Source organism: Halomonas dongshanensis, from assembly GCF_024790395.1.
In the GTDB taxonomy this organism is placed as follows: Bacteria; Pseudomonadota; Gammaproteobacteria; order Pseudomonadales; family Halomonadaceae; genus Vreelandella; species Vreelandella dongshanensis.
Window position 1 is genome coordinate 21,192 of sequence record NZ_JAJISC010000008.1, and the last position, 26,424, is coordinate 47,615.

Sequence of the window (26,424 nt, forward strand, 5' to 3'; positions counted from 1 at the left end):
CCGCGTTGCAGGCAAAAAAATGCCCCGGTTTTTACCGGGGCAGCGAGAAATCAAAATGTTACGCTTTAGCAGCTTTTTGCCGCTGGCTGCCGTGCCGCCTCCCCGGTAAAGAACAGCGGGCGCAGTTTCACCCCGACCATGTTGCCCGCAAAGGCCGCCACCAGCCACACCCAGCCGTGCAAACTGCCCGAGGCGATGCCGCTGAAATAGGCGCCGATGTTGCAGCCAAAAGCGAGCCGCGCACCGTAACCCAGCATCAGCCCGCCAATGACGGCCGCCGCACCTGAGCGCAGCGGAATGCGAAAGTTGGGTGCAAAACGTCCAGCCAGATGCGCGGCCACCAGGGCGCCGAGCATGATACCGACGTTCATCACCGTGGTGATATCGCTCCAAATGCTCGACTGCAGCGCCGCGGCGTTGCCCGGCGTCTGCCAGTAACTCCAGCCACCGACGCTGCCACCGAAGAGCTCGTACACCTTGGCCCCCCAAAGGGCGAATGCGGAGGTAATGCCCCAAGGGCGACCGGCAAGCGCCAGCGTCGCGAAGTTCAGCAGCGCCAGCGCCACCGCCCCGGCGAGCAGCGGCCAGGGCCCACTCAGCCAGCGCTCGGCGCTTGGTTTGGTAACCGCAGGCGCGGCTTCCAGCTGGCCGTGGCGCTTGCGCTCCATCACCACGGTGAAGGCAGCGATAGCAGCAAACAGAATCAAGCTCACCGCAATGCCGCCGCTCACTCCGGCGATATCGACTAGCGAAATGGGATCGAACGATGGCAGGCTCTGCCACCAGCCGAAGTGGGCCGAACCGATCACCGAGCCGACGATGAAAAAGAGCAATGTGATCAGCATGCGCGCATTACCGCCGCCTGCGGTGAAAAGCGTACCCGAGGCACAGCCGCCACCAAGCTGCATGCCGACGCCGAATAGAAAAGCGCCGAACAACACTGAAATACCGATGGGCGAGACGAAGCCGCTCACCGGCGTACCGAAGAGCGTACCCGCCCCCAGCGCGGGGAAGAACAGCACCACCGCCAGTGCCAGCATCACCATTTGAGCGCGCAGCCCGCGACCCCGGCGCTCTTTGATGAACACCCGCCAGGCGGAGGTAAAACCGAAGGCGGCATGATAAAGCACCATACCCAGAAGCCCGCCAACGATCAGCAAAAGGCCGGTGTTGGCGCCAAAGAAGACGCCGATCAGCAGTGCTCCGAGCACGATCGCCGCCGTGGCGATCAGGGGGACACGATAAGCAACCGGCGCTGCGGCCGTGGTAGTCGACATAGACGCACCTATCTCTAATTTTACGCAAGCGGCTTGCGCAAACGCTTGCCAAGCCTTGGGCCTGTGGACGAACAAAGCCCCAAGGCGGTGTGGATAACCCTACAAGCTTAACGCTCGGCGACCCCAGCGCAAGCTCCTTTCATCCGCCCCTACCCCTCCTGCGCGTCATCCTCGCGCACTACATACAGCTCGTTGACTAGCACAAAGGCCACGACGGTCAGCGGCGCGGCAAGGATCACCCCAGGCAGACCGAACAGCGTGCTCGTCGCCAACAGCGCAAACAGCAGCAGCGCAGGCGGCAAATTGACCGCGCGCTGCTGCACCAGCGGCTGCAGGACGTTACCTTCGATCTGTTGGATGATGACGTAGGCAATCAGCACGAACAGCGCCGTTTCCGGGCTCACCGTATAGGCCAGGAGCAGCGCGGGAATGGCCGCGACGATCGGGCCGATGAGTGGTACGAAATCTAAAAGCCCCGCAATCAGCCCAAGCCCCAAGGCGGCGGGCACACCGAGCAGCCACATGCTCACGCCCACCAAGATTCCCGTTACCGCCATGGCGACCAGTTGCCCACCCAGCCAGAAGCGCAGCGCCTTGCCGCTTGCGTCCAGTGCCTCCCCCAGGCGCTTGCGGCTTTTCACCGGCGCAAGCAGCAAAAGCCCGCGACGATAGAGACTCGGCTGCGCAGCAAAGTAGACCATACCCACCAGCAGCACGAAGAAGTTCACCACGCTCCCGCCCATGGCCACTACCACGGTGCCAACTTGCGAGATGCCGCCCTCCATAATGCTTCCCGCACTCTCGGCGGCGTTGTCGATCAAGGGCGCCAACTGCGAGTCCTCAAGCCGCGCTTGCAGTTGTTCCCAGGCATCCGGCAACATCGTGGCAAGCGACGACATCTCCGCCGAGACCTGGGCGCCAAAGCCCCAGCTCATTAGCAAAAGCGCCGCGGTTAGCACCACCAAAACGATGATCAGCGCAAGCCAACGCGGAAGCCCCAGCCGCAACAGCGGCACCATGCAGGCCTGTAAGATGCTCGCCCCTACCACTGCGCCAAAGACCAAAATCAATAACCCCGTGAGCTGCCACAGCGTCAGCACCACGGCAACGAGCACTAGTACGATCAGTACGCGCTCGGTAAAGCGTTGATGTCGATAAGTCGCGCGCATTCAATACATTCCTTTGTCAATGCGAAAGTCGAAGCGATCCGTCACTACCCACTGGTGGGGCAGCAGGCGAAGACCACTATAGAACAATCCGTTCAAGCGCGGCGCCGTTCGCGCTATACTTGACCCCATTTTTCAACCGACCACCGCCGCCCCTGCCCGCGCTCAGGGGCGCTGCCTGCGAGCCGTTTGCATGGAAAAGACCTACCAACCCGAACAGATCGAAACCCGCTGGTACCAGCGCTGGGAAGCCGACAACCGCTTTGCCCCTTCGGGCAAGGGTGCGCCCTTCTCGATCATGATTCCGCCGCCCAACGTCACCGGCAGCCTGCATATGGGCCACGCCTTCCAGGACACCATCATGGATACCCTGACGCGCTGGAAGCGGATGCAGGGTAACAACACGCTTTGGCAGGTGGGCACCGACCACGCCGGTATCGCGACGCAGATGCTGGTCGAGCGCAAGGTGGCCGCGGAAGAGGGCAAGACGCGTCACGATCTGGGCCGCGAGGCGTTCACCGACAGAATCTGGGAGTGGAAGGAGGAGTCCGGCGGGCACATCACGCGTCAGCTGCGCCGCATGGGCGCCAGCGTCGACTGGTCCCGCGAGCGCTTCACCATGGACGACGGCTTCTATAAGGCGGTGCAGGAAGTCTTCGTGCGTCTGCATGAAGAGGGCCTCGTGTATCGCGGCAAGCGCCTAGTCAACTGGGACCCGACGCTGCATACCGCCATCTCCGATCTCGAAGTCGAGAATCGTGACCAGCAGGGCAGCTTCTGGCACTTCCGCTATCCGCTCGCCGACGGCATCAAAACCGCCGACGGCAAGGATCACATCATCGTCGCCACCACCCGCCCGGAGACGCTTTTAGGCGATACCGGCGTGGCGGTGAACCCGGACGACGCGCGCTACGCCTCATTGATTGGCGATTACATCGAGCTTCCCTTGGTGGGTCGTCGCATTCCCATCGTCGCCGATGAACACGCCGACATGGAGAAAGGTTCGGGCTGCGTAAAGATCACCCCAGCCCACGACTTCAACGACTACGAAGTCGGTAAGCGCCATAACCACCTGCTGATTAACGTCTTCTCAAAAGACGCAACGATTCTCGAGCGCGCTGAGATTTTTGATCTCAAGGGCCAGCCACAGCCAGACGCAGATGCGCGTTTGCCCGAAAAATACGCAGGTCTTGATCGCTTCGAAGCGCGCAAACAGATCGTCGCCGATATGGACGCGCTCGGCTTGCTCGTCGAAGTAGAAACCGTCAGCAATACCCTGCCCTATGGCGACCGCTCGGGCGATGTCATCGAGCCGCTTCTGACCGACCAGTGGTTCGTAGCAGTCGAAAGCCTAGCCAAACCCGCCATCGAGGCGGTCGAGAACGGCGATATCCAGTTCGTACCCAAGAACTACGAGAACATGTACTTCTCCTGGATGCGCGACCTGCAGGACTGGTGCATCTCGCGTCAGCTCTGGTGGGGCCACCGCATTCCCGCCTGGTACGACGAGCAAGGCAACGTCTACGTGGCGCGCTCCGAAGCGGAAGCTCGCGAGAAGCACGGCCTTGGTGCTGATGTAACGCTCACCCAGGACGAGGACGTGCTGGACACCTGGTTCAGCTCGGGCCTTTGGACCTTCGGCACCCTCGGCTGGCCGGAAAAGACGCCGGAACTCGAGACCTTCCATCCGTCGAGCGTGCTGGTCACCGGATTCGACATCATCTTCTTCTGGGTCGCCCGGATGATCATGATGACGCTCAAGTTCACCGGTGAGGTCCCCTTCAAGACTGTTTACGTGCATGGTCTGGTGCGCGACGGTCAGGGCCAGAAGATGTCGAAGTCCAAGGGCAACGTGCTCGACCCGATCGATTTGATCGACGGCATCAGCCTGGAAGCGCTGCTGGAAAAACGCACCGGCAATATGATGCAGCCGCAGAAAGCCAAGGCAATCGCCAAGGCGACCAAAGAAGAGTTCAAGGACGGCATCGAGCCCCATGGCACCGATGCGCTACGCTTCACGTTCCTGTCCCAAGCGACCACCGGGCGCGATATCAAATTCGATATGAACCGCCTGGATGGCTACCGCAACTTCTGCAACAAGCTGTGGAACGCCTCGCGCTACGTACTGATGAACGCCGAAGGCGAGGATTGCGGCGCCCAGGACGAGCCGGTCGAGCTCTCGCTCGCCGACCGCTGGATCATCTCCCAGTTGCAGAAGACTGAGGCCCAGGTCACCAAAGCGCTGGAAGAGTACCGCTTCGACCACGCTTCCCAAGCGCTCTATGAGTTCGTCTGGAACGAGTACTGCGACTGGTACCTTGAGCTCTCCAAACCGGTACTTTGGGACGACGCCGCCAGCGCCGAGGCAAAACGCGGCACTCGCCGTACGCTGGTGCGTGTGCTCGAAACCATTCTGCGCTTGGCGCATCCGATGATGCCCTACATCTCCGAGGAGATCTGGCAGCGCGTTGCGCCGCTGGCGGGCCGTCATCCAGGCGGCGACGCCTCGCTCATGACCCAGACCTGGCCGGTGGCGGACGAGAGCAAGATCGACTATCAGGCGACGCGCGACATCGAGTGGCTCAAGGGTGTCATCATCGCCGTGCGCAACATTCGCGCCGAGATGAACATCGCCCCCGGCAAGCCGCTGGAGGTGCTGTTGACCAAAGGCCAGCCTAACGATGCCGAGCGCCTGAACGCCAACCGCCTGTTCCTGGCCAAGCTCGCCAAGCTCGAAAGTGTGACTTGGCTCGCCAACCCAGAAGACGCCCCGCTTGCCGCCACTCAAATTGTTGGTGACATGGAAGTGCTCGTCCCCATGGCCGATCTCATCGACAAAGACGCCGAGCTTGCGCGCTTGGCCAAAGAGATCGAGAAGCAGGACAAACTAATCGGTGGCATCGAGAAAAAGCTTGGCAACGAAGGCTTCATGGCCAAGGCCCCAGCCGCTGTGGTCGAGAAAGAGCGCGGTAAGCTCGCCGACTTCCAGTCCGCCAAAAAGCTTCTAGAAGAGCAGCGCGCGAAGATCGCCTCGCTCTAAAAAGCAGGCGTTCACCGCCACTTTTTCCCACTTCTCTCATGCCCGGCTTCGCGCCGGGCTTTTTCTTGCGCGTTCATATCCTGGGTTGAGCGCCTGCGGGCATTATCAAACACTGTTCATTAACACGCTAATCAACTATCCTGACGCCATCACTGGCTACTTCCCCATGGTGACCCGTTATGCAACTTCGCCGTATCCTTTTTTGCAACGCGCTGGGCTTTGCCCTGATTCTGAGCTGGTGGCTTCCTTCGGTGCTGTTCTGGACCAAGCTCGATGATGACGTGTTCTTTTTCTTCAACCAGTTCATCAGTCCCGTCTATCCGCGCTGGGTCGAAGCATTGGCACTGCTCAACACGCGCGCCTTCGATTACGTTATGTTCGGCGTGCTGGTGGTGATTCTGTTTTTCGCCATGCTGCGCGACAAAAGCGGTCGTTGGCCCAAGTGGCTGGCCATCGGTCTCATCATGGCGGCGGTTGGGGCCCTATTTGGTGAGATGCTGCACGTCCATCTGCTCATGGAGCGCCCGAGCCCCACGCTGTTTCACGATGGCGCCAACCTGCTCACCGACTACACCTTGATCAATGCCAAGGCCGAGGCGGCCAACAGCTTCCCAAGCGACCACGGGCTTCTGGCCATGGTCTTCGCTACCTTTATGCTGCGCTTTGCTGACCGCCTGATCGCTTCGCTGTCGGTGGCCGTAGCGGTCCTCGTGACGCTGCCGCGTATCATGGTGGGCGGACACTGGGTCAGCGACGTATACTTCGGCGCCCTTGCCATCGCCTTGGTAGCGCTTCCCTGGATTCTGTGTAACGCCTACATCATGCGCCTGGTCGAGCAGATGGCGCGCTTTTTCGAGGCGTCCTTCCACCGCCTCGTCGCCTCGCTCACTGGCTCGAAAGGGGGGTGACCGAAAGCGCCATCGCCTAAAGCAGCGGCTAAAACAAACACGCCCGGCAGTACACATGGAACTGCCGGGCGTGTTTGTTAATGCAAAAAGGCGGTTTATTTGGCTTCGCGCCAGCCGCCCAGTACGCGACTATCGGGGCCGAAGAGCACTAAGCGATCGTGGTCGATCAGGTAGCGGTAGGCGTTTTCCAACATGCCGGTGACGCGCTGGGCGTCGGCCTGTTTAGGACAGGCCATGCGCGTACTCGCCAGCCGACTGATCTCGATACGCTGACTATCGCCAAGCGTAGCCGTCCCGGTAAAGGTGTTACAGCCATCGCTGCCGCTCACCTTACCGTCGCGGCCAATACGAAAGTGGGGCGTTTCCGGCATCGATAGACGCTCGTCGGTGCCGACGAGCAAAAGATTCCACCGCTGCTCGACGACATCCCCAGTCAACCCTTTGTCGCTCGAGGGCGTTGGGTAGTGCGTCTCGCTCGGCGTACTGCTACACCCGGCCAGCACCAACCCTAAAAGCCCAGCGCTTGCCAGACGAAATATCGCGCGTTGCATGTCACCTTCCTTCTACCGTGATGAGCGGCCTTACCAGCTGCCGCTGTTTTCCATCGACGCCCAGGGCTCCGCAGGGGCCAGGGCATCACCTTTTTGCAGTAGCTCGACGGAAATACCGTCCGGCGAGCGCACGAAGGCCATGTAACCATCGCGCGGCGGGCGGTTGATCGTCACACCATTATCCTGCAGTTTCTGACACAGGGCGTAGATATCGTCCACGCGGTAGGCCAGGTGACCGAAATTACGCCCGCCGGTGTAGCTCTCCGGGTCCCAGTTGTAGGTAAGCTCGAGCTCTGGCGCGGTCAGGCGCTCCGAGCGCGCTTCGTCTTCGGGCGCGGCCAAGAAGATCAAGGTGAAGCGGCCTTTTTCGTTTTCCTTGCGGCGCACCTCTTTTAGACCCAGCAGGTCGCAGTAGAAGTGCAAAGAGGCGTCCAGGTCGCTGACCCGTACCATGGTGTGAAGAAACTGCATGGGAACTCCTTATAGGGGGTCTTGGCCGCTAACAGCGTGCGTTTTCGTTACAAAAATGCGACACAAGACATACCTTTTATCAACGCTGTATAATCACGATCAGCGTTTATCTTAGCTGGGTTACCCATAGGAGAAAACCGTGGATTCAGTCACGCAAGCTGCACTGGGAGCCGCCGTTGGAGGCGCCGTACTAGGGCGCCGCCTGGGCCGCAAGGCCATTCTCATCGGCGCGCTGCTGGGTACGCTGCCCGACCTGGACGTGGTGATCGACTACGGTGACGCCGTGGCCAACGTGACAGAGCATCGCGGCTTTAGCCACTCGCTGTTCGTCCTGACGGGTGTGGGCACGCTTTTGGCGCTGATCTGCCACCGTTTTGCGCCGCCGCGTGACGTTTCCTTTCGCGCCTGGTGGCTGTTCTTCGTGCTCTGCCTGGTGACCCATCCGCTGCTCGATGCCTTGACCACCTACGGCACTCAGCTCTTCTGGCCGCTGGCAGGCCCGCCGGTCGCTTGGCCGATCATCTTCATCATCGACCCGTTCTATACGCTGCCGCTTCTAGCGGCACTGGGTGCGGGGCTACTGTCGCAAAACGTTCGCCGCGCCTGTACCTGGGGGCTGGCCCTCTCGACGCTCTACCTGACACTTGCCGCAGGGGCCAAGTGGCACGTCGAGCGCCAACTCGCGCCCGCGCTTGCCGAGCGCGGCCTTACCGAGGCCCCGCGCTTGGTCCAGCCGACACCGTTCAACGTGCTCCTGTGGCGGGTTACGGTAATGAACGACACGCGCTACTACGAAGGGCTGGTCAGCGTTTTCGACGGCGATCACCTCCCTCACCTTGAGGCGCTGACGCGCAATGCCGAGCTCGAGCCCTTCGCGCTGGCCTCGCCCCAGGGCCAGCGCTTGGCGTGGTTCAGCGGCCCTTTCCTGCGCTTTGAAGTCGCCCAGGATCCGTCAGAGCGAGGCGAGACGCTGCTAGCCACCGACATTCGCCTCGGTTTTCCCGGCTTTCATCCGTTCAATTTTGCCCTAGCGACGCGCGAGGGCAGCGACGAATGGCTACCTGCCGACGTTACCGATCAGATCAGCGCGCCGCGCGGGCTGAGTTTGGAAACCCTGTCGCGCCTGACCTCGCGCGCCCTGGGCGACCCTAGCGCGATGTGCATCAGCGATTTCGTGGCGCGCGAGTGGCGCACCGAGCCGCTCGTCGAGGTGTGCTGAGACGCTATCAGGGTGCGATGCCCTGACCGCAGCCGCTTAGCTGCTCGCCATTAAGGCTCAAGGTGACGCGGGCCGGAAAAGGCTCGCCGCTCATATCGTCAAAGCAGGCCGCCGCTTCGATGCGCACGCGAAAGAAATCATCCCCGTCGACGTTTTCCAGCACCACGCGCCCGGCAGCGTTGTCCATCACACTGATCACGTAGGGCCGTGTCTGCTGCTCTTCGCCGTAGCGGGTCACTAGGTGAAGCGAAGGCGTGGTGTTGTGTAGCGCAATCGACCAGCCGGGCTCGTTACCGCGGGCGAAGAACATCACCTCGGGGTGATCGCGCCGCGTGAGAAGCGAACGCGCGCTCCCCTTCTCGCACTGTAGCTGCCCGCGCGGGGTCTCGACCTGAGCGCGCTCGCCGCGCTCCCAAAAGCCGATATCGCTATCTTGATAGCGCGCACCGCTCGCCACCCTAGCCTGAGGCAGCTTCCAGGCGCCATACAGCGACCACAGCCTAAGCGTTTCGCCGTCCTGCGCCGTCACCAGGTTCTGATTGGCGGGCTGGCACTGCCAGCTCTCGAAGCGCGCGGCGCCGCCGGCGAAGAGCGCCGAAGGCAATAGCGGCGCCCGGTTCTCCGCCCTCTCCTGTTCACCTATCTGCCCGCCTGACTGAGCGTTAGGCGTGGCAGCACAGCCTGTAAGTGCCGCCAGCATCAAAGTCGCGGCCACAAGGCCATATTGGTTCGCCATCTTATTGCTCCCTGAGGCGTGATTGTTATCGGGTGAAGGCGCTGAGGTCCTGAGGATCGAAGTGCTCGACGCGAGCAGGCAGCCCTAGCTCCTCGCGTTTGGCGTCGATGCGGCGGCGCTCGGCATCGCGCTCACTGTTGGCGTCGCGCGTACGGCCGTTGAGTTCGGCCATTTGATCGAGGCCCGCGTAAAAGAAAGCCAATACATCCAGCGCGCTACGGTTGTCCTCCTCGACACCACGCCGTAGTGCCGGTAGGTAGCTGCTAATGTGCGACAGCGACTGTTTGAGTTGGCCCACGTAGCGCACCTCACGCATCCAGGGGCGCTCGCGCAGCACGGCAAAGAGCGCGCTGGTAGCCAAAAGCCCCAGCACGACGCCGAAAACGTTGGGCCAGAGCCCAGGGCCGAACGCCGACGCCAGTAGCATGGCGAAGAGCAAACCGAAGATCACCAGTTGCCCCAGCAGAGCGAAGGTGATCATGCGCGCCTTGCGGCGGTAGGCGTTGGGGTCGATAGGTTCGAAGGTAAAAATCGCCATGATCGGCCTCGTGTGAACGCTGAAACGCTCATCATACGGGGCCGACCCTGGCTGGCAAGGGAAAGTGCCTAATCAGAAAGCCAAACGAGGACGAGCCTTAGCGCAGTTTCTCGGCGGCCAGGCGTAATAGGTGCTCGGTGGTTTCCCAGCCGATACAGGCATCGGTGACCGAAACACCGTAGCGCAGGGCGCTTCCTAGCGCCTGTTTACCCTCGTGAAGGTGGCTCTCCAGCATCAGCGCTACGAGGTTGGTCTCGCCCGCTTGGCGCTGAGCCAACACATCGAGCAGCACTTCGCTCTGGCGGCGATGATCCTTACGCGCGTTGGCGTGACTGCAGTCGACCATCAGCCGGGGATTCTGCCCCGCCTCGCGCAAGGCACGAATCGCGGCCTGAACGTGGTGCGTCTGGTAGTTGGGTTCGCCGTGGCCACCGCGCAGCACCACATGGGCGTAGGGATTCCCTGAGGTGCTCTGGACGACGGACCGCCCCTCGGCGTCGATGGCAAAGCGCTGATGCGGGTGCGCCGCCGCCTTCATCGCATCGATGGCGACCTGCACGTCACCGCTGGTGGCGTTTTTGAACCCCACGGCGGCGTCAAGATCGCTTGCCAGTTCGCGATGAAGCTGGCACTCGGTGGTGCGCGCGCCAATGGCGACCCAGCTCAGTACATCGTCAAGATAGGGTGCGAGCATCGGCTGCAAAAGCTCGGTGGCAATCGGCAGCCCGCGCGCCGCAACCTCGGTCATCAGTTCACGCGAGAGCGCCACACCGCGTGCCATGTTGCCGCTGCCGTTGAGTTCTGGGTCGTAGGCGAGTCCCTTCCAGCCCACGGTGGTACGCGGCTTCTCGATGTAGACGCGCATTACCGGCAGGATGCGCTCATCGATCTCTTCGCTTAGCCGTGCCAGGCGGTCGGCGTACTCGAGCGCGGCGTTAGGATCATGCACGGAACACGGGCCGACGACGACCAGTAGGCGGTCGTCGACTCCAGAAAGAATGGCCTGAACGGCCTGACGCTGGCGCTCTACCTGACCGGCGAGCGCTGGCGAAAGTGAATGCTTACGCTTGAGCTCGGCGGGCGACGGCAACTGCACCGCCGTACTAATGGAATGGGTAACGGGCGATTTTTTTAGTGTGGCAACGGGGGCATTCATTGTTAACTCTCCGGTAACGAGTGACATCGTGTCAGTTGTTGACCACCCAGGGCCACACGATCGGAGGTGGTCAGCTGCACCGATCGCGCGTCGGTAAATCGCCAATAGTCACCATAACCAGAGAATGGCGTGACTAACTCAGCAATTGAGGCGACGTAACGATGGATCATGGTGCAGCTCCTTTCCTAAAGAGTAGCGATCTTTCATTGAGGCCAAAACGCAAACGCCCCGGCGGGTGATCCCGCCAGGGCGTTTGATTGGCAGGTCATCCGCGGAGGGTGCCCCTGCTAGTGCGACTCAGACGTCGCCCACAGGACCACCTTGGCTAAACCAATACCAGAAATAGACGGCTGCCGCGCACGCGCCACTCACCCGTGAAGGCAAAAAGCGATGCGTGTGTCGGTTAGCCGCTGAGGTCATGGAATCGCCTTGGATGCTGCGCTTATCGAAAATCGTAGAAATCTATCCTGCCTGTCGCTGCGCCGAATGGCAAGCCCTTGCGGCGCATTAACCAACCCGATTAACAGCCCAAAGAGGCGGCAGGGCGTGGCGCGTAGGCGAAGACGTCAGAGAAAACGCGCTCCTGACGGATACCACGGCGCTCGAGTACGTCGAGACACGCATACACCATGCCGGGCGAGCCCGAGAGATAGATATCGTAGTCTTCGAACGCGGTCGAAGCTTTCTCCAGCACGAAATCGATACGCCCCTGATAGTGGGCGATACGCTCGCCCTCGGCCAGAGGCTCGGTCAGAGGGAACTCGGTAACAGCATGGAAGTGGACGTTATCGAACTGCTGTGCCCATTGGGTTACCAGCGCCTCGGCGTAGAAATCGCGGTGCTCGCGGGCAGCCCACCAAAGCTCGATGGCTCTTTCAGGCTTACGCGCAAGCGACGCTTCGACGATGGCCTTCATCTGGGCAAAGCCGGTACCGGCGGCGATCAACAGCAGCGGGCGTTCGCTGGCTTCGTCGAGGACGCACTCGCCGCTGGGTAGACGTACGGTCAAGCGGTTAGCGACGCTGAGAAGTTCGCGCACCCGGGCGGAGCTGCCGCGCTCGGGCCAGTGTTGGATATGCAGCTCCAGAGTGCCATTACCGCGATCGGCGCTGGCAATGGAGAAGGGAATCCAAACGTTTTCGTCGAGCTGAAGCTCCAGATACTGGCCGGGGGCGTGCTGCATCGCCTCGGCGCGTCCCTCCAGGGTGACCCCGAGCACGTCGGGGTTAAGCTCTTCCACCTGGGTGACTTGGCAAGTCAACGTCCTTGCGCTCATGCAAACCTCGTTCAGGGAATTCGTTCAGGGGTTGCCTTGATGCCCGCCGGTGCGCGGGGTGGGCAGCGGCAGATCGATGCCAAGCTCCTCCCAACGCGCATCGACGCGCTCTTTGACCGCCTCGTCCATGACGATCGGCGTGCCCCACTCGCGGTCGGTCTCGCCCGGCCACTTGCTGGTCGCGTCCATCCCCATCTTCGACCCCAAGCCCGAAACGGGCGAGGCGAAGTCGAGATAGTCGATGGGAGTATTCTCTACCAGCACGGTATCGCGGGCCGGATCCATCCGCGTGGTGATCGCCCAGATCACGTCTTCCCAATTGCGCGCATCGACATCGTCGTCGAGCACGATGACGAACTTGGTGTACATGAACTGACGCAGAAAGCTCCACACCCCCATCATCACGCGCTTGGCGTGGCCGGGGTACTGCTTCTTCATGGTCACGACGGCCATGCGATAAGAGCAGCCTTCGGGGGGCAGATAGAAATCGACGATCTCGGGGAACTGCTTACGCAGGATGGGCACGAACACTTCGTTGAGCGCAACGCCGAGAACGGCAGGCTCATCGGGTGGGCGGCCAGTGTAGGTCGAGTGGTAGATGGCATCGCGGCGCTGCGTGATGCGCGTCACGGTAAAGACCGGGAAGTGGTCGACTTCGTTGTAGTAGCCGGTATGGTCGCCAAAGGGGCCCTCGGGCGCCATGTCGTCGGGGTGAATCACCCCTTCGAGGATGATCTCCGCCGAGGCGGGCACTTCGAGATCGCTCTCGCCACACTTGACCAGCTCCGTACGCGAGCCGCGCAAGAGCCCGGCAAAGGCGTATTCGGAGAGCGAATCGGGCACCGGGGTGACGGCGCCGAGAATCGTCGCCGGGTCGGCACCGAGGGCCACCGCCACCGGGAAAGGCTCGCCGGGGTGCGCCTGCTGGAACTCCTGAAAATCGAGCGCGCCGCCGCGATGGGAGAGCCAGCGCATGATCAAGCGGTTCTTGCCGATCTTCTGCTGACGATAGATACCCAGATTTTGGCGCTTCTTGTGCGGCCCACGAGTGATGACTAGCGGCCAGGTGACCAGCGGTGCGGCATCGCCCGGCCAGCAGTGCTGAATCGGCAGGCGGTCGAGATCGACCTCATCGCCTTCGAACACCACCTCCTGCACCGGCGCCTTACGCACGAGCTTAGGGCCCATGCTCAACACCTGCTTGAAAATCGGCAGCTTCTCCCAAGCGTCCTTCAACCCCTTGGGCGGATCGGGCTCCTTGAGAAAGGCCAACAGCTTGCCCACTTCACGTAGCGCCTCCACCGACTCCTGCCCCATTCCTAGAGCCACCCGGCGAGGCGTGCCGAAGAGATTGCCCAGCAGCGGCATGTCGTGCCCTTTGACGTTTTCGAAGAGCAGCGCCGGGCCACCGGCTCGTAGCGTGCGGTCACAAATCTCGGTGATTTCGAGGTAGGGATCGACTTCCGCCGTGATACGTTTCAACTCGCCCTGGGCTTCCAGGGCGGCAATAAAGTCGCGCAGGTCGTGATACTTCAACCGCCGGCTCCTCGGTCTGCCAATACGAATCTAACCGCCAGGGCACCGCTAGCTTAGCGGCGCTTCATCGCCTCGAAGAATTCGAGGTTGGTCTTAGTGTCTTTCAAGCGGTCGATCAAAAATTCGGTCGCCGCCGTATCTTCCATGGGATTGAGCAGCTTGCGCAAAATCCACATGCGCTGCATCTCGTCTTCCGAGGCCAGAAGGTCCTCACGGCGGGTGCCGCTGCGACGAATGTTGATCGCCGGGAACACACGCCGCTCCGCCAGTTTACGGTCCAGGTGCGCTTCCATGTTGCCAGTACCCTTGAACTCCTCGAAGATCACCTCGTCCATCTTCGAGCCGGTATCGACCAGGGCCGTGGCGATGATGGTGAGGCTGCCGCCCTCTTCGATGTTACGCGCAGCACCGAAGAAACGCTTGGGCTTCTCCAGGGCATGAGCGTCGACACCACCGGTCAACACCTTACCGGAACTCGGCACCACGGTGTTGTAAGCACGCGCTAGGCGGGTGATGGAGTCGAGCAGGATGACCACGTCTTTTTTGTGTTCGACCAAGCGCTTGGCTTTCTCGATGACCATCTCGGCGACCTGGACGTGGCGCGCGGGCGGCTCGTCGAAGGTAGAAGCCACCACTTCGCCGCGCACGGTACGCGACATTTCGGTCACCTCTTCCGGGCGCTCGTCGATCAACAATACGATCAGATGGCACTCGGGGTTGTTACGCGTGATGGACGTGGCGATGTTCTGCAGCATCAACGTCTTACCCGCCTTGGGCGGGGAAACGAGCAAACCACGCTGGCCCTTGCCGATGGGCGCGGTCAGGTCGATGATGCGGGCGGTGAGATCCTCGGTGGAGCCGTTACCGATCTCCATACGCAGCCGCTCTTCCGGGAACAGCGGCGTCAGGTTCTCGAACAGGATCTTGTGCTTGGCGTTCTCAGGCCGGTCGAAGTTGATCTGACTGACCTTGAGCAGCGCGAAGTAGCGCTCGCCTTCTTTGGGCGGACGAATCTTACCGGAGATGGAGTCGCCCTTGCGCAGGTTGAAGCGACGGATCTGTGACGGCGAGACGTAGATGTCATCCGGCCCAGCGAGGTAGGAGCTGTCGGCGCTGCGCAGAAAGCCAAAGCCGTCCTGGAGGATTTCCAGCACGCCATCGCCGTAGATGTCCTCGCCGCTCTTGGCGTGCTTTTTGAGGATGGCGAAGATGATGTCCTGCTTGCGCGAGCGAGCTAGGTTGTCGATACCCATTTCGCGGGCGAGTTCGAGCAGCTCGGGAACGGATTTTTGCTTGAGTTCAGTAAGATTCATCGGCGTGTTAGAAAGTTGCTCATGAAAGCTGGGCGCCAGGCGCCGGGAACGAGATAGGAGGCGTAGCAAATGATGATGTGGCTAAGCGCCTTGTGATGCGTTCAGACTCCGATAATGAAGACACGAATCGTACCGAGCTTGGCTGAGCTAAAGAGCTCAGCGCCAAATGCTAACACTCGCTTACGCTGACCCGCATGGGAATGCGGCTGGATCAGTGGGATATCTGACGACTTGGGTAATCTGATGACTTGGATAATCTGGCCAACGCTACCGGGTGGATACGAAGATAGCGTTTGAAGTAATCGACAACCAAGTCGATTCAAGCCAGTAGGACGATGGTAGTCAAGCCACGGGATAAACGCAAGCCCTTCTCAAATGCCCTTTCGTTCTTCTCTTGAATGCCACTGTTATAACGCAGAACGCAGTTCAGTGCATAGCGCTGATCAGCCGTTGAGCGTTTAGGTGCCTCGCTCAATTGACAACGCGCAGGGGCCGCCGCAACCTTGGCACAGTCACTTTCAAGGATAGCCCATGACCCAGGACACCATGCTTACTCATGAGGTCGGCACGGACGCCCAAAGCTTCGAACCGCAGCGCTTGGCCGCCATCGACCTAGGGTCCAACAGCTTCCATCTACTGGTCGCCAACTACCACAACGCGCGGCTACAGGTAGTGGCGCGGCTAGGCGAAAAGGTCCAGCTCGCCGCAGGAATCGACGACGACGGCAACCTCAGCGAAGAGGCCATGCAGCGCGCCCTCGACTGCCTCGCTCGCTTTGCTCCGTTTTTGAGCGACATCGAGCCTGGCAACCTGCGCATCGTCGGCACCAACGCCCTGCGCGATGCGCACAATAGCCAGGTCTTTATCGAGCGCGCCGAAGCGCAGTTGGGCCATCCCATCGAGATCATCGCCGGGCGCGAAGAGGCGCGGCTGATCTACCTGGGCGCGGCCCACGCCCTGGCGGAGAACGGCCGCCGTTTGATTGCCGATATCGGGGGCGGCTCCACCGAGTTCATCATCGGCGAGGCCTTTGCGCCGCTAGCGCTCGAGAGTCTGCGCATGGGCTGCGTCACCTACACCCGGCGCTTCTTCCCCGATGGCGATTTGAGTGACAAACGCATGCGCCGCGCCGAGCTTGCCGCGCTCTCCGAGCTTGCCAACATCCAGCGCCCCTACCAGCGCCTGGGCTGGGCGGACCCGGTGGGCTCCAGCGGCACCATCAAAGCGGCGGCGAGCGTTCTTTTCGCCCACGGCGACGTCAGCCACGAAGGCGTGATCACCCGGGCAGGGCTCAAGGCGCTGCGCGAGCGCCTGCTCAAATGCAAGCACCTCGACAAGGTCGCGCTCGACGGCCTCAAGCCCGACCGCGCGCGCGTCTTCCCGGCGGGTGTGGCGATCTTGAGCGCCATTTTCGAAGCTTTTGAGCTCGAGCAGATGCGCTTTGCCGATGGCGCCCTGCGCGAGGGCGTGCTGTTCGATCTCGCCGGGCGCAACAGCGCTGAAGATTCACGCCAGCAAAGCATCGACACGCTCAAGCGCTGCTACGACGTCGATACCCGCCAGGCCGAAAACGTCAGCGCCACGGCCACCGCGCTCTTCGCGCGCGTGAGAGAGGCGTGGGCGCTCAACGATGAGCATCGGCGCCAGCTGATCTGGGCCAGCCAGATTCACGAAATTGGCCTCGCCATCTCACACAGCCAGTTCCATCGCCATGGCGCCTACCTGATGGAGCATTCGGACCTCGCCGGTTTCTCACGCCCCGAGCAGCGCCTACTGGCCTTTCTCGTGCGTGCCCACCGGCGCAAGTTTCCACTCAAGGAGTGGCAGGCCCTGCCCCAAGGTCAGCAAGCAACTGCCGCGCGGCTGGCGCGGCTTTTACGCCTGGCCGTGCTGCTCAACCACTCACGCCCCGAGACGCCTTTCGCGTTCGATGCATTGAGCGTCGACGGCGAGTGCCTGATCATCACCCTGCCCGCTGGCGACGAGCCGCCGCTACTGCGCACCGATCTCGAACAGGAGCAGACCTACCTCGCCGCCACCGGATTTACGCTGGCGATCAGCGAGGTGAGCTCATGACACCACCCAGCGCCAGCCGCTAGCGCACCATGTGGCACCGCTTTGCGGGTGGCAGGCGGCCACACAGGTCGCCCCTGCCCATAGCGTCAACACGCGGGCGCGCTCCCAGGGCGGCAGCGCGCTCTCCTGCAGTAGCCTTTTGAGATCGCGCCGCCCTCGCCCGGCAAGATCGATCACCTCACCACCCTGACGCGGCGTGACCCGCAGAAATGGCGCCTCTGCCCGTACCGCCTCATCGTTGACAAGAGAACTCGTAAGCGTCCCCCAAGGCGTGGCTAGCGGTGCGCGTCCCGACCACTCGACCTGCCCATCAGACACCACTTCGCGTTCTTGCAGCAGGTAGAGCTCCCCCCGCCAGCAGCGCATTTCTGCGCCCTCCCAGGCCACTTGCACCTGGGCATCGAGGCGAGCATCGAGCTGGTCGAGCAAGCTCTCCAAACGGCGCCGGGGTGGCGCAGGGAGCCCTTGGCGCTGGCACCAGACGCGCAGCAGGGCGCGCAGCCGAGGGCGTTCGCGTTCGCTTAGGGCCAGTGCGGCAAGCGGCAGGGTGTTGCGCGGCGTTAGCAGCGCATCGAGATCGGCCATTAGATAAGCGCTCAAAAGAGCATCGGCTTCGCCCGCTTGGCGGGCACTTTCGGCTAGCTGCGCCCCCGCCTGCGGCCAGCGCTCGCGCAGCAGCGGCAGCACGCGGTGGCGTAGACGGTTGCGATCGAACGCAATGTCGGCGTTAGTGGGGTCATCGCACCACGGCACCTTTAGCGCCCGCGCCGCCTCTTCGAGCGCTTGACGGCTTTGCGAAAGCCAGGGCCGCACGAGCCAAATGCCTGCGTGGTGGCGCACCCGCGGCATGGCGCCAAGCCCCCGTGGGCCGCTGCCGCGCAGGGCATTGAGCAGAAAGGTTTCGGCCTGATCGTCCTGGTGCTGGGCGAGCCACAGCGTATCCTGGGCGGGAATATGGGCGACAAAGGCAGCGTAGCGCGCTTGGCGCGCCGCCGCCTCGACCCCGCCCTGGGTCGCATCGACGCTTACCTCGATGCAGCTGAGCGGCACGACGAGGCGCTCGCACAGCGCACGGCAGTGGGCCTCGAAGGCGCTGGCTGCGCCCTGGAGGCCGTGATTGACGTGCAGTGCGCGTAGTTTGCGCCCGGAGGCCAAGCAACAGCGCTGAGCCAGCGTCAGCAACAGGCTGGAATCGAGCCCGCCGGAGAGCGCCACCCAAACGACACGCCCCGGCGGGATCTCCGCCAGGGCGTCGGTCAACAAGCGTTCGAGGCACGCCTCAGGCGGGAGCGCCATAGCTCATCAAGCGCTGGTAGCGGCGCTCCAGCAGCGTCTCGGTATCGAGCGCGGTAAGCCGCTCCAGGCTCTTGGTCAGCGCGTCGCGAATCCGCTCGGAGGTGGTCTGCGGATGGCGGTGAGCGCCGCCCAGCGGCTCCTTGATCAGGGTATCGACGAAACCCAGCTCCTTGAGGCGCTCGGCGGTGATGCCCATCGCCTGGGCAGCGTCAGAGGCCCGCTCGGCGCTCTTCCATAGAATCGAGGCGCAGCCTTCCGGCGAAATCACCGAGTAGGTGGAGTACTGCAGCATCTGCAGCTCGTCGCACACGCCGATGGCCAAAGCACCGCCAGAGCCGCCCTCGCCCACCACGGTGGCGATGATCGGCGTCTTCAGCCGCGACATCACCGCCAGGTTGTAGGCGATGGCTTCACTCTGGCCGCGCTCTTCGGCATCGATACCGGGGTAGGCGCCGGGGGTGTCGATGAAAGTGAGGATCGGCATCTTGAAGCGCTCGGCCATCTCCATCAGGCGACACGCCTTGCGGTAGCCTTCCGGGCGCGGCATACCGAAGTTGCGCCGCACCTTCTCCTTCACGTCGCGGCCTTTTTGGTGACCGATGACCATGACCGGCTTGTCGTTCAGGCGCGCCACGCCCCCCACGATGGCCGCATCGTCGGCGAAGTGACGATCGCCGTGCAGCTCGTCGAAGTCGCTGAACACATGCTCGAGGTAGTCGAGCGTGTAGGGGCGCTGGGGATGGCGGGAAAGCTGCGAGACCTGCCAGGGAGTCAGATCCTTGAAGATCGATTCCGTCAGCTTGCGGCTTTTCTCTTCCAGCCGGGCGATCTCATCGGAGAGATTGACTTGGCTATCGGAACTGACAAGACGCAGTTCCTCAATCTTTGCCTGGAGTTCGGCAACGGGCTGTTCAAAATCGAGGTAATTGGGGTTCATCGGCTCTGCCTGTAAAAATAAGCCTGGTCGAAAACGAGCTTTCTCATGGGACGGCATTATCGCACCCTGGCCCTGTCACGCAAGGCTGTCCCTGGTGCGAGGGTAAACGCAGCCCTTATCGATACCTTATCGCCACCTTATCGCCACCTTATCGATAGCGCAGTTGAACGCCGGTCTGGCCTTGAACGTCGCGCAGCGCCAGGAGTAAATCGTCGCAGGGCGAGACCTTCCAGGCGTCGTCGAGTTTCAGCCAACCGACGGCAGCGGGGTGACGATACTGCAGCCGAACGGGTAGCCCTTTCGGGTCGCAGTGGGGCGCAAGGCTTGCCCGCAGGCTATCGATCAAGCGCCCGTTGATCGCGCCGGCATCCAGCGCTACCTCCACCGCATCACCGTAGCGAATGCGCGCGGCAACCATGGGCGTAACCTCCTTGCCACGCAATTTGAGCCCGCCGGAGAAGTCGTCGTTGGAGACTTCGCCTTCGAGGATGATCACTTGGTCGGACTCGATCTGACCGCGCACCTGGTCGAAAAGCTCCCCAAACAGCGATGCTTCGATGCGTCCGGTGCGGTCATCGAGGGTGATGAACGCCATGGTGTCGCCGCGCTTGGAGCGCATGGTGCGCATGCCGACTACCAGCCCCGCTACCCGCTGAGGCTCGCGTGAGGGCTTCAAGTCGCTGATGCGGGTGGAGACGAAGCGCTTGAGCTCGCGCTCGTACTCATCGATAGGGTGGCCGGTGAGATAGAGCCCCAGGGTGTCCTTCTCACCGGAGAGGCGCTCGCGGTCGGTCCACTCGCGTACCCGGCGGTACTCGGCGTAGACGTCTTCGGTGCTCTCCTCGGCAAAGGCGTCGCCGAACATATCGAGCATGCCAAGGTTCTGGTTGGCATGATTTTGCGCCGCCGCCTTGAGCGCATCTTCAAGCGCGGCCGCGAGCACCGCGCGGTTAGGGCCGAGATTATCCAGCGCGCCGGAGCGAATCAGCGCCTCCAGGGTACGCTTGTTGATGCGTTTGGGGTCGATACGGCGGCAGAAATCGAACAGATCCTTGAACGGCCCATCGGCAGCACGCGCCTCGACGATGGCACCAATCGGCCCCTCACCCACGCCGCGGATAGCACCCAGCCCGTAGACCACGCGCCCTTCGTCGTCGACGGTGAACTTGTAGCCACCCACGTTGACGTCGGGGGGCGTGACCGTCAGGCGCAGGTTGCGACACTCCTCGATCAGCGGCACCACCTTATCGAGGTTGTCCATCTCGGTGGACATCACCGCCGCCATGAAGGGGCCAGGATAGTGCGCCTTGAGCCACGCCGTTTGGTAAGAGACTAGCGCGTAGGCCGCCGAGTGCGACTTGTTGAAGCCGTAACCGGCAAACTTCTCCACCAGGTCGAAGATGTTACCCGCCAGGTCCTTGTCGATGCCGTTGGCCGCGCAGCCTTCCATGAAGCCCGAGCGCTGCTTGGCCATCTCTTCGGGTTTTTTCTTACCCATCGCCCGGCGCAGCATATCGGCCTGGCCCAGGGTGTAACCCGCCATCACCTGCGCGATCTGCATGACCTGCTCTTGGTAGAGGATGATGCCGTAGGTGGGCTTGAGCACTGGTTTCAGAAGCTCGTGCTGGTAGTCCGGGTGCGGGTAAGAGACCTCGGCGCGACCGTGCTTACGGTTGATGAAATCATCGACCATGCCCGACTGCAGCGGGCCGGGACGAAACAGCGCCACCAGGGCGATCATGTCATCGAGGGAGTCAGGCAGCAGGCGCTTGATCAGCTCCTTCATGCCGCGCGATTCGAGCTGGAACACTGCGGTGGTAGCGGCGCGCTTGAGCATCTCGAAGGTCTTGGCATCATCGAGCGGAATGGCATCGATGTTGAGCGGCCCTTGGCCTGCGGCGTCGCGCACCTTATCGACCATCTCCAGCGCCCAGTCGATGATCGTCAGGGTACGCAGCCCCAAGAAGTCGAATTTGACCAGGCCGGCTTCTTCGATGTCGTTCTTATCGAACTGGACCACCAGGCCACCGCCCTCCTCGTCGCACAAAAGCGGCGAGAAATCGGTAAGCTTGGTCGGCGCGATGACCACGCCGCCCGCGTGCTTGCCGGTGCCGCGCGTGGTGCCCTCGAGTTTGAGCGCCATCTCCCAGATCTCTTCGGCCTCTTCATCGGCGTCGATGAACTCCTTGAGTGCGGGTTCCTGCTCGATGGCCTTGGCGAGCGTCATGCCCACTTCGAAGGGGATCAACTTGGAGAGCTTATCGCCGAGCGAGTAGGGCTTGCCCTGGGCACGCGCCACGTCGCGCACCACGGCCTTGGCCGCCATGGTGCCGAAGGTGACGATCTGGGACACGGCGTTGCGCCCGTAGCGGTCGGCAACGTAGTCGATGACGCGGTCGCGCTTCTCCATGCAGAAGTCGACGTCGAAGTCGGGCATCGAGACCCGCTCGGGGTTCAGAAAGCGCTCGAAGAGCAGATCGTAGCCGATGGGGTCAAGATCGGTGATCTTCTGCGCGTAGGCCACGAGCGACCCCGCCCCGGAGCCGCGCCCCGGGCCCACCGGCACGTCGTTGTCCTTGGCCCACTGGATGAAGTCCATCACGATCAGGAAGTAGCCGGGAAACCCCATCTGAATGATGATGTCGAGCTCGAAGTTCAACCGCTCGCGGTAGCGCGCATCGATGGCCTTGAACTCGTCACCGTCGCGCGGGTAGCGCTCGGCGGGGAAGAGAAAATCCAGACGGTCGTCGAGGCCGTCATGGGAGACCTTGCGGAAGAACTCATCGAGGGTCATCCCTTCGGGAATCTCGAACTCGGGCAAAAAGATCTCACCCAGGCGCACGTCGACACTGCAGCGCTCGGCAATCATCACGCTGTTTTCCAGCGCTTCGGGAATGTCAGCGAAGAGCGCCGCCATCTCCTCAGGGCTTTTGAGGTACTGCTCTTCGGTGTAGCGGCGCTCGCGGCGCGGGTCGTCCAGCGCCTTGCCCTCGCCGATGGCGACCCGGGTCTCGTGGGCCCAGAAGTCGTCGCGAGTCAAAAAGCGCACGTCGTTGGTCGCCACCACGGGCGTGCCGGTGTCGATGGCCAGTTTCACACTGGCGTGGACACAGGCCTCTTCCAGCGCTCGCCCAGTGCGGGTCAGCTCGAGATAGAAGCGGTCGGGAAAGGCCGCCTGCCACTCATCGAGCAACGCACGCGCTTCGCGCTCGTGCTCGGAAAGCAGGTGGCGGCCGATATCGCCTTCGCGCCCGCCGGAGAGTGCAATCAGCCCCTCACTCTGTTCGAGTACCCAGCGCTTGTCGAGAATCGCTCGTCCCTGGCGCTGGCCCTCCATCCACCCGCGCGAGATCAGCTCGGTCAGGTTGAGGTAGCCCTGCTGGTTCATCGCCAGCAGCGTAATGCGGTAGGGGTGAGCATCGTCGTAGGGATTGGTGAGCCAGAGATCACTGCCGATGATCGGCTTGAGCCCGGCGCCCTGGGCGCTCTTGTAGAACTTCACCAGACCGAAGAGGTTGGCTTCGTCGGTCAGCGCCAGCGCCGGCATGCCCTGCTCGGCCGTGGTGGCGACCAGAGGCTTGATCTTGAGCAAGCCGTCGACCAGGGAGTATTCGCTGTGCAAGCGTAGATGAACGAATGGAACCGTCATGTCACTCTCGGCAGGTAAGGGGGGTGTTAAAATGCGTGCTCGACTAGCGTGCGCTTGACCGGCGCAAAGCTTCGACGATGGTCGGCCAAGGGGCCGAAACGTTCAAGAGCCGCGAGGTGCTCTTTCGTCGGGTAGCCCTTGTGACGGGCAAAGCCATAGTCGGGATGCGCCGCATCGAGGGCGAGCATCTGGGCATCGCGGGCGACCTTGGCCAAGATCGATGCAGCAGCAATGGCCGGATGGCGCGCGTCGCCCTTGACCACCGCCTGACCGGGTAAGGCGTGCCCCGGCAAGCGATTGCCATCCACCAAAAGATACTCTGCCGCAGGCGTGAGTGCGTCGATGGCGCGGCGCATGGCCAGGTGCGTGGCGTGGTAGATGTTCAAGGCATCGACCTCGGTGGCCGACGCCTCGGCCACGGCAAAGGCCAGGGCGCGCTGACGAATTAGCCCATCGAGCATTTCGCGACGCCGCGCGCTGAGCTTTTTGGAATCGGTGAGCCCCTCGATGGGCTGGGCAGGATCCAGAATCACCGCAGCGGCCACCACGCTGCCCACCAGCGGGCCCCTCCCCACTTCGTCCACGCCCGCCAGATGCAGGCCGTCGTAGGCGATAACCAGCGGTTCGAACGTCGTCTCAGCCATGCCAAGACTCCTGCTCCTGTTCGCTCTCGTCTAACTCATCGAGCGGCTGCCCAGTCGCAATGGCGGTCACGGCATCGGCGGCGCGGCGGCTGGCGTTGCGCTGCAGGGTAGCGTGGAGCGCGGCAAAACGCGCCTCCAGTGCTCGCCGCGCTTCGGCGTCATCAAAAAGCGCCGCCAAGCCGTCGCTGATAGCCTCCGGTGAAGCGGCGTCTTGAATCAGCTCGGGCACGAGCGCCTCCTGGGCGATCAAATTGGGCAGCGAAATCCAGCGCGTCTTGACCAGCCGTTTGGCGAGCCAATGGGTAGTCGGCGCCATCTTGTAGGCCACCAGCATCGGGCGATGGCACAGCATGGCTTCGAGCGCCGCCGTGCCAGAGGCCAGCAGCACCACATCGCTTGCCACCATAGCCTCGCGTGACTGCCCCTCGATTAACGTCACGCGTCCATCAAGCGCGGGCGTACGCGCCAGCAGCGCTGTCAGTTCGGCGTGGCGGGCAGCGCTTGCCGCCGGCATGACGATATGCAGATCGGCGTAGCGCGCACAGAGCCGCTCGGCGGTGGCGAGGAAGGTCTCGCCTAGAAAGCGAATCTCGTTGGCCCGCGAGCCCGGCAGCAGCGCCAATATAAGCGCATCCTCGACAAGGCCCAGCGCGCGCCGCTCGGCGACGCGGTCGTTGACAAGTGGCAGCTCGTCGGCAAGTGGATGACCCACGAAGGCAACCGGCACCTTATGGGCGCGGTAGAACGCCGCCTCGAAGGGCAACAGCGTCAACATGCCATCGACGGCCTCGGCGATGCCGTGAATCCGCCCTTGACGCCAGGCCCATACCGAGGGGCTAACGTAGTGCGCCGTGCGCACGCCCGCCCGGCGCAGCTGCTTTTCGAGGCCAAGGGTGAAGTCCGGCGCGTCGATGCCGATCATGATGTCGGGCTGCCACTCAAGCGCCTCACGGCGCAGGGTGCGGCGCACGCCGATAAGTTCGGGCAGATGCTTGATCACCTCGACCAAGCCCATGACCGACAGCGTTTCGAGCGGAAAGCGGCTTTTAAGCCCTTGGGCGATCATGCGCGGGCCGCCAATGCCGCGAAACTGAATGCCCGGATGGCGAGCCTTGAGCTCCTGCATTAGGCCAGCGCCGAGAATGTCTCCCGAGAGCTCGCCCGCCACGATAAAAACGCGCTGCACGGTCATAGCGGTGGTGCCTGTTTGCGATGTTGCTTGGCGTCAACGAGTCTAACGTTGATCAGTGACTCGCGACGTTAGGGTCTGTATGAAAAGTCGTCGAGCGAAGACAAGACAAGGCAAAAATTGACGAAGAAACGGAGTTTACACGTGGTAAATGAGTATTCTGAGTCAATTTTTAACGCCGTATTGTCGAGCGCAGGCACTTTACATACAGAGCCTAGCGAATGATGCCGCGCGTCGAGCGCTCGATCGAAGCAGCGAAGCGTTCGGTCTCGGGCAGATCGAAGCGCTGGCGAATCTGCTCCAGTGCCTGCTCGATGGTCAACCCCTGGCGATAGACGAGTTTGTAGGCAGTACCGAGGGCGTTCAAGGCGTCGCGCTCGAAACCACGTCGCTTGAGCCCGATCAGGTTCAAGCCGTGGGCCTCGGCGGGGTTGCCATTGATCATGACGAAGGCAGGCGTGTCCTTGGTGATGATCGACCCTCCACCGGCCATGGCGTGCTCGCCGAAGTGGCAGAACTGGTGTACCGCCGAGAGACCGCCAAGGATGGCGAAGTTACCCAGCGTGACGTGTCCGGCCAAGGTAACCTGGTTGGCCAAGATGCAGTCATCGCCAATTACGCAGTCGTGGCCCACATGGACGTAGGCCATGAACAGGTTGCGCGAGCCGATGGTGGTCTCGCCGCGATCCTGAACCGTACCACGGTGCAGGGTGACACCCTCGCGCACCACGTTGTCGTCGCCCATCACCAGACGCGTCGGCTCACCGGCGTACTTCTTGTCCTGGCAATCTTCGCCGACCGAGGCGAACTGGAAGATCCGCGTACGCTTACCCAATACCGTCGGCCCCTTGATCACCACGTGTGGGCCGATCACGGAGCCAGCCCCTATGGTGACATCCGGGCCGATGACGCTGAATGGGCCAACCTCGACGTCGTCGGCCAGCTGCGCCTTGGGGTCGATCAGTGCAGTTGGATGTATCAAGCCACCTTCCTCTCGGCGCAGATGATTTCTGCTTCGCAGGCCAGCTCATCGCCCACGGTCGCCTTGCAGGCAAACTTCCAGATGCCGCGCTTGCCCTTGATCACGTTGGCTTCCAGACGCAGCTGGTCACCTGGCATCACCGGACGCTTGAAGCGCACGTTGTCGCTACCCACGAGGTAGTAGACGTAGCCATCGGCGGGCAGCTTGTTGACCGTCTTGAAGCCAAGAATGCCACAGGCTTGAGCCAAAGCTTCGATGACCAACACGCCCGGCATGATGGGGTGATGGGGAAAGTGCCCGTTGAAGAAGGGCTCGTTGATACTGACGTTCTTGAACGCCACGATGGATTCGCCTTCGGTCAACTGAGTGACCCGGTCCACCAGCAAAAACGGATAGCGGTGGGGCAAGTATTCGCGAATCTCGTTGATATCCATAACCATCGTAGCGACCTCTAAAAAGACAAA

General features: G+C 62.2%; 22 protein-coding genes. 4 read left to right on the forward strand and 18 right to left on the reverse strand.

All coding sequences use genetic code 11. The annotated features are described in order from the left end of the window. Positions 1-65 precede the first annotated feature (65 nt). Both LLY24_RS15675 and LLY24_RS15680 read right to left on the reverse strand, forming a co-directional pair. Complete coding sequence (locus tag LLY24_RS15675) at positions 66-1,277, reverse strand: YeeE/YedE family protein (RefSeq protein ID WP_259037246.1); 1,212 nt, start codon at positions 1,275-1,277, stop codon at positions 66-68. Between the two features lie 149 nt (positions 1,278-1,426). Beyond that, a complete protein-coding gene (locus LLY24_RS15680) occupies positions 1,427-2,446 on the reverse strand; it encodes an AI-2E family transporter (protein ID WP_259037247.1) in 1,020 nt (339 codons plus the stop codon). 190 nt (positions 2,447-2,636) lie between these two features. On the opposite strand from LLY24_RS15680, the gene LLY24_RS15685 reads away from it, so the two are divergent. Further along, a complete protein-coding gene (locus LLY24_RS15685; protein ID WP_259037248.1) occupies positions 2,637-5,483 on the forward strand; it encodes a valine--tRNA ligase in 2,847 nt (948 codons plus the stop codon). 179 nt (positions 5,484-5,662) lie between these two features. Beyond that, on the forward strand, positions 5,663-6,391 hold the full coding sequence (locus LLY24_RS15690) for a phosphatase PAP2 family protein (RefSeq protein WP_259037249.1): 729 nt from the start codon (positions 5,663-5,665) through the stop codon (positions 6,389-6,391). A 95-nt stretch (positions 6,392-6,486) separates the two neighbouring features. Here LLY24_RS15690 and LLY24_RS15695 read toward each other — a convergent pair whose 3' ends face one another. Further along, complete coding sequence (locus LLY24_RS15695) at positions 6,487-6,942, reverse strand: META domain-containing protein (RefSeq protein ID WP_259037250.1); 456 nt, start codon at positions 6,940-6,942, stop codon at positions 6,487-6,489. Positions 6,943-6,972: 30 nt separating this feature from the next. Next, on the reverse strand, positions 6,973-7,413 hold the full coding sequence (gloA, locus tag LLY24_RS15700; protein WP_259037251.1) for a lactoylglutathione lyase: 441 nt from the start codon (positions 7,411-7,413) through the stop codon (positions 6,973-6,975). Positions 7,414-7,552: 139 nt separating this feature from the next. Here gloA and LLY24_RS15705 point away from each other — a divergent pair, with 139 nt between their 5' ends. Continuing rightward, on the forward strand, positions 7,553-8,632 hold the full coding sequence (locus tag LLY24_RS15705) for a metal-dependent hydrolase (protein WP_259037252.1): 1,080 nt from the start codon (positions 7,553-7,555) through the stop codon (positions 8,630-8,632). Positions 8,633-8,639: 7 nt separating this feature from the next. Here the strand turns inward: LLY24_RS15705 and LLY24_RS15710 are convergent, their stop codons facing one another. From LLY24_RS15710 to rho, 7 genes are all read right to left on the reverse strand, one after another. After that, the gene (locus LLY24_RS15710; protein ID WP_259037253.1) at positions 8,640-9,368 is read right to left on the reverse strand and encodes an MliC family protein; all 729 of its coding nucleotides are present in this window, start codon (positions 9,366-9,368) and stop codon (positions 8,640-8,642) included. A gap of 25 nt (positions 9,369-9,393) precedes the next feature. Beyond that, a complete protein-coding gene (locus tag LLY24_RS15715) occupies positions 9,394-9,906 on the reverse strand; it encodes a DUF3087 family protein (protein ID WP_259037254.1) in 513 nt (170 codons plus the stop codon). A gap of 97 nt (positions 9,907-10,003) precedes the next feature. Further along, complete coding sequence (locus tag LLY24_RS15720; RefSeq protein WP_259037255.1) at positions 10,004-11,062, reverse strand: 3-deoxy-7-phosphoheptulonate synthase; 1,059 nt, start codon at positions 11,060-11,062, stop codon at positions 10,004-10,006. Positions 11,063-11,064: 2 nt separating this feature from the next. Beyond that, positions 11,065-11,232 (reverse strand): hypothetical protein, encoded by a 168-nt coding sequence (locus LLY24_RS15725; RefSeq protein ID WP_259037256.1) that lies wholly within the window; start codon positions 11,230-11,232, stop codon positions 11,065-11,067. 350 nt (positions 11,233-11,582) lie between these two features. Further along, positions 11,583-12,338, reverse strand: a complete 756-nt coding sequence (locus LLY24_RS15730) for an NAD(P)H-flavin reductase (RefSeq protein ID WP_259037257.1) — start codon at positions 12,336-12,338, stop codon at positions 11,583-11,585. Positions 12,339-12,362: 24 nt separating this feature from the next. Beyond that, the gene (gene ubiD / locus LLY24_RS15735; RefSeq protein WP_259037258.1) at positions 12,363-13,874 is read right to left on the reverse strand and encodes a 4-hydroxy-3-polyprenylbenzoate decarboxylase; all 1,512 of its coding nucleotides are present in this window, start codon (positions 13,872-13,874) and stop codon (positions 12,363-12,365) included. 53 nt (positions 13,875-13,927) lie between these two features. Continuing rightward, positions 13,928-15,187 carry a transcription termination factor Rho gene (gene rho / locus LLY24_RS15740; protein WP_259037259.1) on the reverse strand — a complete coding sequence of 420 codons (1,260 nt, stop codon included), beginning with the start codon at positions 15,185-15,187 and terminating at the stop codon, positions 13,928-13,930. Positions 15,188-15,718: 531 nt separating this feature from the next. On the opposite strand from rho, the gene ppx reads away from it, so the two are divergent. Continuing rightward, on the forward strand, positions 15,719-17,263 hold the full coding sequence (gene ppx, locus LLY24_RS15745; protein ID WP_259037260.1) for an exopolyphosphatase: 1,545 nt from the start codon (positions 15,719-15,721) through the stop codon (positions 17,261-17,263). On the opposite strand, the gene tilS is transcribed toward ppx, so the two are convergent. From tilS to fabZ, 7 genes are all read right to left on the reverse strand, one after another. Continuing rightward, complete coding sequence (gene tilS, locus LLY24_RS15750; protein WP_259037261.1) at positions 17,258-18,559, reverse strand: tRNA lysidine(34) synthetase TilS; 1,302 nt, start codon at positions 18,557-18,559, stop codon at positions 17,258-17,260. The genes ppx and tilS overlap by 6 nt on opposite strands. Then, a complete protein-coding gene (locus LLY24_RS15755; RefSeq protein WP_259037262.1) occupies positions 18,543-19,496 on the reverse strand; it encodes an acetyl-CoA carboxylase carboxyltransferase subunit alpha in 954 nt (317 codons plus the stop codon). The genes tilS and LLY24_RS15755 overlap by 17 nt, the downstream gene beginning before the upstream one ends. 148 nt (positions 19,497-19,644) lie before the next feature. Next, positions 19,645-23,145, reverse strand: a complete 3,501-nt coding sequence (dnaE, locus tag LLY24_RS15760) for a DNA polymerase III subunit alpha (RefSeq protein ID WP_259037263.1) — start codon at positions 23,143-23,145, stop codon at positions 19,645-19,647. A gap of 26 nt (positions 23,146-23,171) precedes the next feature. After that, positions 23,172-23,789: a ribonuclease HII gene (gene rnhB / locus LLY24_RS15765; protein ID WP_259037264.1), complete on the reverse strand. Its 618-nt coding sequence runs from the start codon at positions 23,787-23,789 to the stop codon at positions 23,172-23,174. Continuing rightward, a complete protein-coding gene (gene lpxB / locus LLY24_RS15770; RefSeq protein WP_259037265.1) occupies positions 23,782-24,981 on the reverse strand; it encodes a lipid-A-disaccharide synthase in 1,200 nt (399 codons plus the stop codon). Before lpxB ends, rnhB begins: the two co-directional genes overlap by 8 nt. Positions 24,982-25,192: 211 nt before the next feature. Beyond that, positions 25,193-25,960, reverse strand: coding sequence for an acyl-ACP--UDP-N-acetylglucosamine O-acyltransferase (gene lpxA, locus LLY24_RS15775; RefSeq protein WP_259037266.1), 768 nt, complete (start codon positions 25,958-25,960; stop codon positions 25,193-25,195). Next, on the reverse strand, positions 25,957-26,400 hold the full coding sequence (fabZ, locus tag LLY24_RS15780) for a 3-hydroxyacyl-ACP dehydratase FabZ (protein ID WP_259037267.1): 444 nt from the start codon (positions 26,398-26,400) through the stop codon (positions 25,957-25,959). Before fabZ ends, lpxA begins: the two co-directional genes overlap by 4 nt. Positions 26,401-26,424: the final 24 nt, after the last annotated feature.